Raw genomic sequence first — 13,448 nt, forward strand, 5'->3', positions numbered from 1 at the left:
TTGCCCCCGCTCTCTCGCGGCGACTCCGGAACTGTACGGGGACAGGACCGCCACATGCAAATCGCCCCTGCCCAGGGTCCCGGGCAGGGGCGATCCGCTGTTCAGGCGTCGTCAGACGCGGCCCATCTCCTCGGCGATGGCCGCCACGAAGCCGTCGATGTCGGCCTCCGTGGTGTCGTACGAGCACATCCAGCGCACCTCGCCGGTGTGCTCGTTCCAGAAGTAGAAGCGGTAGTGCTTCTGCAGCCGCTCACTCACCTCACGCGGGAGGATCGCGAACACCGCGTTCGCCTGGACCGGGCGCACGATCTCGACACCGTCGATCCCGCGGACGGCCGCCTCCAGCCGGCTCGCCATCGCGTTGGCGTGCCCGGCATTGCGCAGATAGAGGTCGCCGGAGAGCAGCGCCTCGAACTGGACGGAGAGGAAGCGCATCTTCGACGCGAGCTGCATCGAGGTCTTGCGCAGGAACTTGATGTTCCGCACCCGCTCGGGGTTGAGCACCACCACGACCTCGCCGAACAGCAGGCCGTTCTTCGTACCGCCGAAGGACAGCACGTCGACGCCCACGTCCGTGGTGAAGGCGCGCAGCGGCAGGCCGAGCGCCGCGGCGGCGTTGGCCAGGCGGGAGCCGTCGACGTGGACGAGCATGCCGAGCTGGTGGGCGTGCTCGGTGATCGCGCGGATCTCGTCGGCGGTGTAGAGGGTGCCGAGCTCGGTGCTCTGGGTGATGGAGACCGCGAGCGGCTGTGCGCGGTGCTCGTCGCCGAAGCCCCAGGCCTGCTGGTCGAGCAGCTCGGGGGTGAGCTTGCCGTCCGGGGTGGGGACGGTGAGCAGCTTGATACCGCCCATCTTCTCCGGGGCGCCGCCCTCGTCCACGTTGATGTGGGCGGATTCGGCGGCGACCACGGCGCCCCAGCGCGGGAGCAGCGCCTGGAGGGCGACCACGTTGGCGCCGGTGCCGTTGAAGACGGGGTAGGCCTCGGCCTTGTCGCCGAAGTGGCCGCGGAAGACGTCCTGGAGGTGGGCCGTGTAGTCGTCCTCGCCGTAGGCGATCTGGTGGCCGCCGTTGGCGAGGGCTATCGCGGCGAGGATCTCCGGGTGCACGCCGGCGTAGTTGTCGCTGGCGAAGCCGCGGACGGCGGGGTCGTGCCGCCGTACCGCGTCCGTACGGGTGAGGTCGGTCATCGGGCTGTCAGCCACAGGTGCTGTCCGTTCAGTTCTGCTGCGGGGCGGTCCCAGAGGCCCGCCAGGTGTCCGGCGAGGTCGGCGGTGTCGGTGAAGCCGGCGAACTTCGCCTCCGGCTTCTCGGCCCGCATTTCGGGACTGACCAGCGCCTTGATGACCAGGATCGCAGCCGCCGCGGTGGGCTCGCCGTCGGGGGCGGTGGTCTCCTTCTTGAAGGAGTCCGCCATGGCGAGGGTCCAGGCCTCGGTGGCGGCCTTGGCGGCCGCGTAGGCGGCGCCGCCGGCAGTGGGCTTGTGGGCCGCGGCGGCGGAGATCATCGCGTAGCGGCCGGCGGAGCTGCGGACCAGGGCGGGCTGGAAGGCCAGCGAGGTGTGCTGGAGGGTGCGCACGACGGTGTCGTGCAGGAAGTCCCAGTCGTCCAGGCGGGTGTCGAAGAAGGTCTTGCTGCCGCGCCAGCCGCCGACCAGGTGGAACAGACCGTCGACGTGGCCGTGCTCGGCCTCCAGGTGGTCGGCCCAGTCGTGGACCTCCTGCGGGTCGAGCAGGTCGATCACCTGTCCGCTGACCTTGGCCCCGCGCACGGCGATGCGGGTGGCGTCCAGCGCGGACTCGAGGCGCTGGGCGTCGATGTCGGCACCGATCACGGTGGCGCCGTCGGCGGTGAGGCGGCGCAGCACCGCCTGGCCGGCCGGGCCGCTGGCTCCGGCGACGGCGATGACCTTGCCGGTCAGCGGGGACTTGGTGGTCGTGGTCACGCGGCGGCTCCCTGGATACCGGTGCCGGTGATGCCGGCGGTGGCGGCGATGACGCCGCCGAGCTTCTTGGACAAGGCCTCGTAGAACATGCTCAGCGGGAACTCGTCCGGGAGCACCGCGTCGCACAGCGCCTTGTTGAGGGCCTTGCCGTCGGTGATGTCGAGCGGCAGCGCCTCGGGGCCCTTCGCCCAGGTGGAGGCGGGGTGCGGGGTGAGGTAGCGGGAGACCAGCTGGTAGGCGGCGATCCAGTGGGCCGGCTTGGGCCGGTCGATGCCGTCGCGGTAGAGGGTCTCGATCTCGGCGCAGAGCTCGTTGGTGACCTGCGGGGCCCGGTCCCAGTCGATGCTGAGGCGGTTGTCGCGCCAGCGCAGCGCGTCGTGCTTGTGCAGGTAGGCGAAGAGCAGCTGGCCGCCCATGCCGTCGTAGTTGCGGACGCGGTCGCCGCTGACCGGGAAGCGGAACAGGCGGTCGAAGAGGACCGCGTACTGGACGTCGCGGGCGTGCGCGTTGCCTTCGGCCTCCAGCTTCACCGCCTCCTTGAAGGTGGTGAGGTCGCAGCGGAGCTCCTCCAGGCCGTACATCCAGAACGGGCTGCGCTGCTTGATCATGAAGGGGTCGAACGGCAGGTCGCCGTGGCTGTGGGTGCGGTCGTGGACGAGGTCCCACAGGACGAAGGTCTCCTGCGCGCGGTCCTGGTCCTTGAGCAGGCCCTCGGCGTCGGCCGGGATCTCCAGGCCGAGCTGCTGGACGGCGCTGGTGGTGACGGCGCGGAAGCGGGCGGCCTCGCGGTCGCAGAAGATACCGCCCCAGGTGAAACGTTCCGGCGCTTTGCGCACGGCGACCGTCTCGGGGAAGAGGACGGCGGAGTTGGTGTCGTAGCCGGCCGTGAAGTCGGTGAAGGTGATCGGCACGAACATCGGGTTGTCGAAGCGGGTCCGCTCCAGCTCGGCCAGCCAGTCGGGCCACACGACGCTCAGCAGGACGGCTTCCAGGTTGCGGTTCGGGTTGCCGTTCTGCGTGTACATCGGGAAGACGACGAGGTGCTCCAGGCCGTCCTCGCGCTGGTCGGCGGGGTGGAAGGCGAGCAGCGAGTCCAGGAAGTCGGGCTCCCGGAAGCCGGTGTCGGCCCACTTGGCCAGGTCCGCGTCGACGGCGGCCAGGTAGGCGGCGTCGTGCGGGAACAGCGGGGCGAGCTCCTCGACGGCGGCGCGGACGGTGGCCACCAGCGGATCGACGGTGTGCCGCTGGACGGCGGACAGGTCGATCGAGCCGTCCTTGGACTGCAGCGGGCGCAGCGTCTCGACGGCCTCCTTCAGGCGCAGCCAGGCCGGGTGGCCGGCGAGGTTCGAGACCGGGGCGTCGGCCGCCGCAGCGAGCCTTGGCGAAAGATTCTGCATCGGGGACTCACTTCGACAGGAGTTATTTCAACGGAGACACCATAAGTACGAAAGGTTCTCCTGTTCAAGGGGGTCGCAACCGACAAAGCTCCGGCGTGGCTCCGCCGAGGCCCTCGCGGGGCCCTGCGGCGCGGGCCCGCCGACCGGGCGTCCGCCATGTGGACAGGGATCTGGATGCTCTGGACAGACGCGCCGTCGGAATGCGAACCTCCCGCCATGCTCCCGGCGGTGATCACGGTGACCGAGTGCCACATCGGCCTGTTCCGGGCGCCCTCTTGTTGTCACGCCTGCTGTCGCGTGCGCGGCCTCTGCCGCCGCTGTCGCTGATTCGGCTCGGAGGGCGCCGCGGACGCGGGCCCGTACGCCGACCATGCCGTGTGTGTTCCGGCGCCGCCACCGGGGGGAAGTGACCCGCCGGGCCCGCGGCCGGCCCCGGCCCGCTCCGTCGCCTTCCCCTGCCCCGCCCGTCGCCTTCCGTTCCCCTGCCCCGCCCAGCCCTTCGCATCTCCTGCCCCGCCCGGCCCTTCGCATCTCCTGCCCCGCCCGGCCCTTCCTCACTGGAGCCCTGCCATGACCATCCGCAAGCCGTCCGCCGCTCTGCCCCTCGCCGCGCTGCTCGCCGCGGCCGCCGCGCTGACCGCGTGCGCGCCGCAGGACGCCAAGTCCGACGGGGCCTCCTCCTCGGGCTCCTCGGGTGCGGCCGGTACCGCCGCGGGCTGCGCGCCGGGAGCGCTGGCGACCCGGACGGCGGGGACGCTGACCGTCGGCACCGACAAACCCGCGTACGACCCGTGGTTCACGGAGGACAAGCCGGAGAACGGCAAGGGGTTCGAGTCCGCCGTGGCCTTCGCGGTGGCGGAGAAGCTGGGCTACCCCAGGGAGAAGGTCAGCTGGGTGGTCGCGCCGTTCGGCAAGGCCACCTCGCCCGGGGCCAAGGACTTCGACTTCGACGTCAACCAGGTGTCCGTCAGTGACGAGCGCAAGCAGGCCGTCGACTTCTCCTCCGGCTACTACGACGTGCGCCAGGCCGTCATCGCGCTGAAGAACTCCAAGGCGGCGGGCGCGAAGAGCATCGCGGACCTGAAGGGCGCCAAGCTGGGCGCGCAGGTCGGCACCACCAGCCTCGACACCATCACCAACACGATCAAGCCGAGTGTCCAGCCGGCCGTGTTCGACTCCAACGACCTCGCGAAGGCCGCGCTGAAGAACGGGCAGATCGAGGCGCTCGTGGTGGACCTCCCGACGGCCTTCTACATCACCGGCGCCGAGGTGCCGCAGGCGCAGGTGGTCGGCCAGTTCGAGGGGGCGTCGAAGAGCGAGCAGTTCGGTCTGGTGCTGGACAAGGGCTCGAAGCTGACCGGCTGCGTGTCGCGGGCGGTGGACGCGCTGCGCTCCGACGGCACGCTCGCGAAGCTGGAGAAGCAGTGGCTCTCCGACGCCGTCTCGGCACCGGTGCTCAAGTGAGCGGCGACGCGGTGGCGGCCGATCCGGCGTCGGTCGCCAAGGGCCGAGACGGGGAGAGCCGAGACGGGGAGGGGCGCGACGAGAAGGGCCTCGACGGCGGCGAGGGCAAGGGGGACGACGACGGCTACCGCCCGTCCGAACGGCGGCTGGCGCACGAGGCGTACCGGCGCGGCCGGGCCCGCCGGTCGGCGCTGATGGCCGCCGGGTCGACCCTGGCCACGGCGGTGGCGCTCTACCTGCTGGTCGTCAACTCCCCCGGCTGGGAGGTGACTCGGAAAACCTTCTTCAACGCCGACTACGCCCGCCAGGCGCTGCCCGAGGTGCTGAAGGGGCTGCGGCTCAACCTGGAGCTGATGCTCGGTTGCGGCGCGCTGATCCTGGTGTTCGGCCTGTTGCTCGCGGTGCTGCGGACGCTGCGCGGGCCGGTGTTCCTGCCGGTGCGGCTGCTGGCCACCGCGTACGTGGACTTCTTCCTCGGGCTGCCGATGATCATCTGCCTGCTGGTGATGATCACCGGGGTGCCGGCGCTGCGGCTCGGCGGGGTGACCACCGATCCGCTGGTGCTCGGCGGGGCGGCGCTGGTGCTGACGTACTCCGCGTACGTGTCGGAGGTGTTCCGCTCCGGCATCGAGTCGGTGCATCCCAGCCAGCGGGCCGCGGCCCGGTCGCTCGGGCTCACCAACGCGCAGGCGATGCGGTACGTGGTGCTCCCGCAGGCCGTGCGGCGGGTGGTGCCGCCACTGCTGAACAACCTGGTCAGCCTGCAGAAGGACACCGGGCTGGTCTCGATCGGCGGGGCGATCGACGCGGTGTACGCGGCCAAGATCATCGCGGCCCGGTCGTTCAACTTCACGCCGTACCTGGTGGCGGGGCTGGTGTTCATCGTGCTGACCATTCCGCTGACGCGGTTCGCCGACTGGCTGACCGCGCGGACGAACCGTCGGCAGTTCCAGGGAGGTGCGGTGTGAGCGGGGACGTGCTCCGGCTGGAGTCCGTGCGCAAGACCTTCGGCGGCCAGGTGGTGCTGCGCGACGTGGGGTTCGCCGTGCCCGAACACTCGGTGACGGCACTGATCGGGGCGTCCGGCTCCGGCAAGTCCACGCTGATGCGGTGCGTCAACCTGCTGGAGGGGATCGACGACGGGGCCGTCTTCCTGGACGGGGAGGAGATCACCGACCCGCGCACGGACCAGGACGCCGTCCGCCGCCGGATCGGCGTGGTGTTCCAGTCCTACAACCTGTTCCCGCACCTGACCGTGCTGGAGAACATCACGCTCGCCCCGCGCCGGGTGCACGGACGGGGGCGGGCCGAGGCGGAGGCGGAGGCGCTGGGGCTGCTCGACCGGCTCGGGCTGGCGGCCAAGGCGAAGGAGTACCCGGACCGGCTCTCCGGAGGGCAGCAGCAGCGCGTCGCCATCGTGCGGGCGCTGGCCACCGGGCCCCGGCTGCTGCTGCTCGACGAGATCACCGCGGCGCTCGACCCGGTCCTGGTCGGGGAGGTGCTCTCGGTGGTGCGCGACCTCAAGGAGCAGGGCATGACGATGGTCCTGTCCACCCACGAGATGGGGTTCGCGCGCGAGGTGGCCGACCAGGTCTGCTTCCTGGACGACGGGGTGGTGCTCGAACAGGGGCCGCCGGAGCAGGTGTTCGGCGATCCGCGGGAGGAGCGGACGCGACGGTTCCTCAGCCGGGTCGTCGCCTCGGGGCGGCTCGCGGGCTGAGCCCCGGCCGGGGCGGCGGAGCGTGTGCCCGGTGGCCGCACACCGGGGGGCACCACTGTGCGCCCCGGTACGCGCCCTGCCCGCGCCCCGGCCACAGCGGTGATCGTGGACGGGACGACCGTCCAGACCGCGGTCGGCGGGCCACGCCGCCGCCGGCCGCCCGCCCCCGCCGCCCCGGGAGGCCGCCGTTGCACGGACCCTCGCTGATCAGCTGGCTGCTCGCGCTCCTCACCGCCACCGCCGGGGCCTACTGCCTCACCCGGCTACGCCACTCCCCCTGCGCCACCGACCCCACTCACCACTTCGGCGCCCGCCGCCTGCTCGCCCGGGAGTCCGATGCCGCCGAGGCCCTGATGGGGCTCGGCATGGCCGCCATGGCCGTGACCGGCGGCGCCGTCCCGGCCACCGTCTGGGCCTGGGTGTTCGGCCTCCCCGCCGCCGCCTTCCTGCTCGCCGCCGTACGCGCCCCGGCCCGCCGGGCACACCGGCTGCACCACGCGATCGGCGCGCTCGCCATGACGTACATGGCGCTCGCGATGACCGCCACCCCCGGCCATCACCACCACGCCGCCGACGCGGGCACGCCACTGCTGACCGGCTCCCTCCTGCTCTACTTCGGCGCCTACTCCCTGTGGGTCGGCACCCGGCTCCTGCACACCCCCTCCGGCACCATGGCACTCGGCACCTCCGGGCTGCCCCGGGCCTGCCGGCTCACCATGGGCATCGGCATGTTCGCCATGCTCCTGACCATGTGAGCCCGGATCGATCCAAGACCCCATCCCTGACGTGGCGTTGGTCACTGGCCGGTCGAAAGCCGTTCCTCCGGACGTCATCAGCGCATAGGTTGGCAGGGAGCGCGTTGTCGCGTTCCGTGCGTACTCGGGGAGCCCATACGATGACTGCCCTGATCGGCCTGCTGCTGCTCGGACTGCTGCTCTCGACCGTCGCGCCCCGGCTGCTGGCCCGGGCCCGCTGGGCGGAGCGCGAACCGGTGCTGGCACTGCTGGCATGGCAGTGCCTGGTGGTGGCCGTGCTGCTGTGCTGCGTCCTGGGCCTGCTGCTGGCCGCCTCCGCCGCGCTGCCCGAACTGCGCGCCCTGGTGTTCTCGGGCGCCCCGCACGGCGTCGAGGCCGCGTACGGCCTCCAGGACGCCGAGGGCTGGGGCCGGCTGTGCGCCGCGGTGCTGGCGGCGGGCGGCCTGCAGACGGTGCTGGCGCTCACCCGCGAAGTCCGTTCCGCGAAGGCGATCCGCGACCACCGGCATGCTCAACTGACTGTCCGCGCTCCGGAGTTGCCCGAGGCCATCGCGGCCGCCCGCAGTCGCCGGGAGCGGCTGGTGGTGCTGGAGAACGTCCGCCCGCAGGCATGGTCGCTGCCCGGCCCGGACTCCCGCCTGGTGGTCACCACCGGCGCCCTCCAGCAGCTGACCGACCGGGAGCTGGCCGCCGTCCTGAGCCACGAGCGCGGGCACGTCCGGGCCCGGCACCACTGGCTCCAGCAGTGCGCACAGGCGCTCGCCTCCGGCTTCCCCGGGGTCGGCGTGTTCAGCGCCTTCCGGGCCCAGGTGGAGGAGTTGGTGGAGCTGGCGGCCGACGACCGGGCGGCGCGCCGGCACGGCCGGCACACCACCGCCCTCGCGCTGGCCGAACTCAATCTGGACCGCGGGGTGTTCGGCTCCTGCCCGCCCGGTCTGGCGCAGTCCCCGCGGCGGGTGGACCGGCTGCTCGCGGGCCGTCCGCGACTGTCCGTGCCGCACCGGCTGCGCCTCACCGCCGTCGCCCTCGCCGCACCTGCCGCGGCCGTCCTGCTGGCCGTCGCCCCGGGGCTGACCTCGCTCCTCTGAGAAGGCCCTCGCCCCCGCCCGAAAAGTCCAACCCGGCTGCCGACCCCCCGAGTTGACAACAGGTCAGCCTGTCGGCGGCTCGCCCAGCGGCCCGAGCGGGGTGCCGAGGGTCAGTTCGAGCACCTCGCGATGGAGCGGCCTGGCCTGCTCGTACCGCTCCCGACCGGCCCCGGTCAGGGTGATCACGATGGCCCGCCGGTCGCTCTCACACATGGCCCGGGTGACCAGTCCCCCCTTCTCCAGACGGGCGATCACCCGGGACAGCGCGCTCTGGCTGAGGTGGACGGTGTGGGCCAGTTCCTGCGCCCGCAGCGCATGACCGCCGCCCTGACACCCCTCCACCAGGCGCTCCAGCACCTCGAACTCGCTCACGCCCAGCCCGCACTTGTCACCCAGCTCGCGATCGAGCATGCAGGCCGTGGCGGCATGCCGGGCCAGCAGGTCGCGCCATTGCGCGACGAGACCGGCCTCCGCCGGGGAGTCGAGATCAGCCACGGTGCCACCCTAGCATGTGCGCCGTAAAATTATGTGTTCACATCTTATTCATTTGCATTGAATGCACGCGCATGTACTGTCCTCCCCATGACCACCGCGACCGCCACGTCACCCGACGCCCCGTCAACCAGCGGGCTGAGCTGGACACCCCGCCTCTGGGGCACCCTGATCGTGCTCTGCGCCGCCATGTTCCTGGACGCCCTGGACGTCTCCATGGTCGGCGTCGCCCTTCCGTCCATCGGCTCCGAGCTGCACCTCTCCACCTCCGCCCTGCAATGGGTGGTCTCCGGCTACGTGCTCGGCTACGGCGGCCTGCTGCTGCTCGGCGGCCGTGCCGCCGACCTGCTCGGCCGCCGCCGGGTCTTCCTGGTCGCCCTGGGCGTCTTCGCCGCCGCCTCGCTGCTCGGCGGCCTGGTCGACGACGGCGGGCTGCTGATCGCCGCCCGCTTCCTCAAGGGCGTCAGCGCCGCCTTCACCGCCCCCGCCGGCCTGTCGATCATCACCACGACCTTCGCCGAGGGCCCCGCCCGCAACCGAGCGCTGTCGATCTACACCACCTGCGGCGCCAGCGGCTTCTCGCTCGGCCTGGTGCTCAGCGGGCTGCTCACCTCGGTCGGCTGGCGCTGGACGTTCCTGATGCCCGTTCCGGTCGCGCTGCTCGCCCTGCTCTTCGCGGTCCGGCTGCTCCCCCGCCCCGCCGAGGAGCGTGCCAAGGGCGGCTACGACGTGCTGGGCGCGATCACCGGCACCGCGACCGTGCTGCTGCTGGTGTTCACCGCCACCGAGGCGCAGGGCGCCGGCTGGCTGAGCCTTCGCACCGTCGGCTCGCTGGTCGTGGTCGCCGCACTGGCCGCCGCCTTCCTGCTGGTGGAGAGCCGCACCGCCCACCCGCTGGTCCGGCTCGGCATCTTCCGCAACGGCTCGGTCGCCCGGGCCAACGTGATCGCCTTCGCCATGGCCGGCGCGTACGGCGGGTTCCAGTTCGTCGTCACCCTCTACCTGCAGCACCTGCTGGGCTGGTCGGCGCTGCAGATGGCCCTCGGGCTGCTGCCGGCCGGCGCGTTCATCGCGCTCTCGGCACCGTTCATGGGCCCGATCGTGGACCGCTTCGGCACCGGTCGGCTGCTGCCGATCGGCCTGCTGGCCCTGGTCGGCGCGTTCGCGCTGTTCCTGCGGCTGGACGAGCACAGCTCGTACCTGGGTCTGGTCCTGCCCTCGATGCTGCTGCTCGGCCTGGGCTTCGCGCTGGCCTTCCCCTCGGTGAACATCGCCGCCACCGACGGCGTGGGCGACGAGGAGCAGGGACTGGCCTCCGGCCTGGTCAACACCGCGATCCAGGTCGGCACCGCGGTGGTCCTGGCCGGCGCGACCGCGATGATCACCGCCGGCAGTGCCGGCGGTGACAGCCCGCAGGCACAGCTGGACGGCTACCGGCCGGCCCTGGTGTTCGTCACGGCGGTCGCGCTGCTCGGCCTGCTGATCGCCGCGGTGGGTGCCCTGGTCGACCGGCGGCGGAAGTCGGCTCCCGTGCCGGTGCCGGACTACGATTACCCCCCGGTCGGGTCGAGCCCGGCGCGGACCGAAGTCCTGACCAACCGCTGACCGTAGACCGCCGCCCGGGGCCGGCCCCCGGCCCCCCGCCGTCGGACAATGGCGCCGGCTCCACCAAACCCCCGTTTTGGTGGAGCCGGCCGTCTTCGTACCGGGCGCCCGAGCGGCGCCCACCGGCGCGCGGTTTCACGGTGCGACTACCGGCTCCGCCAGTATATTGGCCCGGAGCCAACGAACGTTCGGAGCAGACACGATGGCACCTCGCGGGGATTCGGTCAATGAGGAGATGCGGCAACGCTCCCGTCGGCGCATCATGCGAGCCACCGTCGAACTGGTCGACCGGCACGGATACGCGGGCACCACGCTGACCGACATCGCCGAGCGGGCCGGGCTCGCCCGCGGGCTGCTCTCCTACTACTTCGACGGGAAACGGCTGCTGATGCAGTCGGCGACGCACCGGATGATGCACCAGTCGCTCTCCGGCGCGCTCGCCGAACTGACCCCGGACGCCACGCCGGCGGCCCGGCTGGCCCACGCGATCGACGCGGTCCTCACCCTCGCCCTGGAGCATCCACGGGTGATGCGCTCACACCTCGCGCTGATCCTGGACCCGGACTCCGGCGCCTTCGTCCAGGACCCGGAGCAGCAGCAGCTCGGCGCGATCCTCCAGGGCCTGCTGCTCGACTGGGGCGCGCCGGACCCGGCCGCCGAGCACGCGGTGCTGCGCAGCGCGCTGATGGGCGGCTGCATCGGGGTGCTGCTGCCGGGCGCCGAACTCCCGCTGGCACCCATCCGGGCCGACCTGTTCCGCCGCTACGACCTGCCCTGGGAGCTGGGCACCCCGCCGCAGGCACTGCCGCCGGAACGCGAACGGCCGCCGGCCCGCGGCTGACGGCGGGTGGACGGCGGCTCGGTGTCCGGGCGACCGATCGCGGGCGCCGGACCCGTACGCTCCGCTGGGAGTTCCCCTCAGCGCTCCTTGAGGATCGAGGCCAGCAGGTCCACGGTCCGCTCGGGCGTGAGGCTGTCCACGCAGAGCCGCTCCATGACCTGGATGTACGCGTCGACGTCGTCCCGCTTGTCGAGGTACAGCGCGCTGGTGAGCTGCTCCAGGTAGACGACGTCCGCGAGGTCCTGTTCGGGGAAGCGCAGGATCGTGAACGCCCCGGACTCCCCCGCGTGCGCGCCGAATCGGAACGGCATCACCTGGATCACGACGTTGGCCTGCTCGGCGACGTCGATCAGGTACTGCACCTGGCCGCGCATCACCTTGGGCCCGCCGACGGGGCGGCGCAGAGCGGCCTCGTCGATCACGGCCCACAGCCGCGGGCTGGCGCCCTCGGTCAGCAGCTTCTGGCGACGCAGGCGGAGGCTGACCCGCCGCTCGATCTCCTCCTCGCTGACGACCGGCCGACTCTGTCCGAAAACCGCCCGTGCGTACTCCTCGGACTGCAGCAGTCCGGGGATGAACTGCACCTCGTAGGTGCGGATCAGCTGGGCGGCCTCCTCCAGGCCGACGTAGGTCTGGAACCAGCCCGGCAGCACGTCGTTGAAGCTGTGCCACCAGCCGGACTTGTTGGCCTCGCGGACCAGCCCGAGCAGTGCCTCCCGCTCCAGGCCGTCGTCCACGCCGTAGAGGCTGAGCAGGTCGGCGACATCGCGCTCCTTGAAGCTGACGCGGCCGAGTTCCATGCGGCTGATCTTGGACTCCGAGGCCCTGATCGCGTAGCCGGCGTCCTCGCGCGTGATGCCACGCGTCTCACGCAGGCGACGCAGCTGAGAACCGAGGAGGATCCGGCGGACCATCGAGCCGCCGCCCGGCTGAACTGTGGTCATGCGGTCGAAACCTCCACCTTGGGCAAACAGCGCACAGTCTGCCATCAGTTGAGCGCTCACGGTGCCGATACTGACGGATGTTCCTATCAGTTCCACACTCCACACACCAGGATGCACGTGCATCCGGCGCTTGCATATGCCAATAGTGCGACTGCACGTGAATCGACTCTTGCATCTGCAGTGAGCGCACACCACCATGGTGCACGTGCACCTGCACATCCCTGGCATTCCCGCGGGCTCCGCGTCGACCCCACGCGCGACTCCGTGCACCGACCCGGCAGCGTTCCCCCGCGCCACCGGGGGAACGTGTGCGCGCGCGCTGGTCGAGGGGGCGGCCGAGCGGCCGAGCGAGTCGGAGGTGACCGGCATGACCCCGGCGGGTCCAGCCGTGTCCGCCCCCTTATGGGAGGAGCTCTTCATGAGCACCGGTACGGCTTTGGCGGTTGACCCCCATGTGGTCACCTGTACGCTCGCTCCTCGCTTCGAAGCCGTCAGAACCGCGCGCGACTTCGCCAGAACCTCTCTTCAGCGCTGGGGCCTGATGGAGCTGTTCGACGACGTCGCGCTGGTGGCCTCGGAGCTGGTGACCAACGCACTGCGGCATGCGGTCGGCGCACGGCCCGACCCTGCGGGTGGCGCCCAGGGCGAGTACGACTTTCCCATACAGCCGACCCCCGAAGGCCGGCTGCCGATCCGAATAAGCCTCGTGCACCGCTCTCCCCAGGTGGTCTGCGCGGTGAGCGACCCGAGTTGCATCGGCCCGGTCGCCCGGGAGGCGGACTTCGTCGCCGAGTCCGGCCGCGGACTGCACCTGGTGGAGTCCTTCAGCCGCTCCTGGGGTTGGCACCCGCTGGGCAGCGGCAAGGTGGTCTGGGCCCTGTTCGAGGCGGAGCCGGCCACCGGTTCCGAACTCGGTGGACGGCACCGGCGCTCGGCCTAGCGCCAGGCGGCGCGCGGCCGGCCGAGGGAGGCCCCGAGAGGACCGCACCCCGGGCTCCGCGGGGCGGATCGACGGGCCTGGCGCAGGTGCGCCACGGGCCCCGGCTCGGCCCTCAGAACGATTCCCACGACGATTCCCCGGCCCGCCCCCCGGACGAGCCGACCGGACCGACGGCCGAACCGACGGCCGGGCACCCCGGCGGCCCGACCCCCGTCCGCGTCCGGGCCCCCAGCCGTGCGCGGGACCACCCGCCGCACCT

At 71.9% G+C, this 13,448-nt stretch carries 13 protein-coding genes; 8 read left to right on the plus strand and 5 right to left on the minus strand.

Features of this window, described 5'->3' with window-relative positions; translation table 11 throughout:
* Positions 1-111: 111 nt before the first annotated feature.
* The 3 genes from ACIQVZ_RS32195 to ACIQVZ_RS32205 are packed head-to-tail and all read right to left on the minus strand — an operon-like array spanning position 112 to position 3,340.
* On the minus strand, positions 112-1,188 hold the full coding sequence (locus tag ACIQVZ_RS32195; protein WP_402454936.1) for a threonine aldolase family protein: 1,077 nt from the start codon (positions 1,186-1,188) through the stop codon (positions 112-114).
* Entirely contained in the window at positions 1,185-1,943 is a 759-nt protein-coding gene (locus ACIQVZ_RS32200; protein WP_350875646.1) for an SDR family NAD(P)-dependent oxidoreductase, read from the minus strand. Before ACIQVZ_RS32200 ends, ACIQVZ_RS32195 begins: the two co-directional genes overlap by 4 nt.
* Positions 1,940-3,340: a DUF6421 family protein gene (locus tag ACIQVZ_RS32205; RefSeq protein WP_350875644.1), complete on the minus strand. Its 1,401-nt coding sequence runs from the start codon at positions 3,338-3,340 to the stop codon at positions 1,940-1,942. The genes ACIQVZ_RS32200 and ACIQVZ_RS32205 overlap by 4 nt, the downstream gene beginning before the upstream one ends.
* Before the next feature lie 570 nt (positions 3,341-3,910).
* Here ACIQVZ_RS32205 and ACIQVZ_RS32210 point away from each other — a divergent pair.
* The 5 genes from ACIQVZ_RS32210 to ACIQVZ_RS32230 all read left to right on the plus strand — a co-directional run bounded on the left by ACIQVZ_RS32210 (position 3,911) and on the right by ACIQVZ_RS32230 (position 8,367).
* Positions 3,911-4,804 (plus strand): ABC transporter substrate-binding protein, encoded by an 894-nt coding sequence (locus tag ACIQVZ_RS32210; RefSeq protein ID WP_402454863.1) that lies wholly within the window; start codon positions 3,911-3,913, stop codon positions 4,802-4,804.
* A gap of 146 nt (positions 4,805-4,950) precedes the next feature.
* Positions 4,951-5,772, plus strand: a complete 822-nt coding sequence (locus tag ACIQVZ_RS32215) for an amino acid ABC transporter permease (RefSeq protein WP_350875703.1) — start codon at positions 4,951-4,953, stop codon at positions 5,770-5,772.
* Positions 5,769-6,524, plus strand: coding sequence for an amino acid ABC transporter ATP-binding protein (locus ACIQVZ_RS32220; RefSeq protein ID WP_402454865.1), 756 nt, complete (start codon positions 5,769-5,771; stop codon positions 6,522-6,524). Before ACIQVZ_RS32215 ends, ACIQVZ_RS32220 begins: the two co-directional genes overlap by 4 nt.
* Positions 6,525-6,712: 188 nt before the next feature.
* Entirely contained in the window at positions 6,713-7,279 is a 567-nt protein-coding gene (locus ACIQVZ_RS32225) for a DUF5134 domain-containing protein (protein WP_402454867.1), read from the plus strand.
* 140 nt (positions 7,280-7,419) lie between these two features.
* On the plus strand, positions 7,420-8,367 hold the full coding sequence (locus ACIQVZ_RS32230) for a M56 family metallopeptidase (RefSeq protein ID WP_402454869.1): 948 nt from the start codon (positions 7,420-7,422) through the stop codon (positions 8,365-8,367).
* A 63-nt stretch (positions 8,368-8,430) separates the two neighbouring features.
* Here ACIQVZ_RS32230 and ACIQVZ_RS32235 read toward each other — a convergent pair whose 3' ends face one another.
* Positions 8,431-8,862, minus strand: coding sequence for a MarR family transcriptional regulator (locus ACIQVZ_RS32235; RefSeq protein WP_350875634.1), 432 nt, complete (start codon positions 8,860-8,862; stop codon positions 8,431-8,433).
* An 87-nt stretch (positions 8,863-8,949) separates the two neighbouring features.
* On the opposite strand from ACIQVZ_RS32235, the gene ACIQVZ_RS32240 reads away from it, so the two are divergent.
* Positions 8,950-10,464 carry an MFS transporter gene (locus ACIQVZ_RS32240; RefSeq protein ID WP_402454871.1) on the plus strand — a complete coding sequence of 505 codons (1,515 nt, stop codon included), beginning with the start codon at positions 8,950-8,952 and terminating at the stop codon, positions 10,462-10,464.
* Between the two features lie 262 nt (positions 10,465-10,726).
* Complete coding sequence (locus tag ACIQVZ_RS32245) at positions 10,727-11,305, plus strand: TetR/AcrR family transcriptional regulator (protein WP_402454874.1); 579 nt, start codon at positions 10,727-10,729, stop codon at positions 11,303-11,305.
* 77 nt (positions 11,306-11,382) lie between these two features.
* Here ACIQVZ_RS32245 and ACIQVZ_RS32250 read toward each other — a convergent pair whose 3' ends face one another.
* Entirely contained in the window at positions 11,383-12,249 is an 867-nt protein-coding gene (locus tag ACIQVZ_RS32250) for a helix-turn-helix transcriptional regulator (RefSeq protein ID WP_063350131.1), read from the minus strand.
* A 418-nt stretch (positions 12,250-12,667) separates the two neighbouring features.
* Here ACIQVZ_RS32250 and ACIQVZ_RS32255 point away from each other — a divergent pair, with 418 nt between their 5' ends.
* Positions 12,668-13,189 (plus strand): ATP-binding protein, encoded by a 522-nt coding sequence (locus ACIQVZ_RS32255; RefSeq protein ID WP_350875627.1) that lies wholly within the window; start codon positions 12,668-12,670, stop codon positions 13,187-13,189.
* Positions 13,190-13,448 lie beyond the last annotated feature (259 nt).

This window comes from Kitasatospora sp. NPDC098663 (genome assembly GCF_044760075.1).
Lineage (GTDB): Bacteria > Actinomycetota > Actinomycetes > Streptomycetales > Streptomycetaceae > Kitasatospora.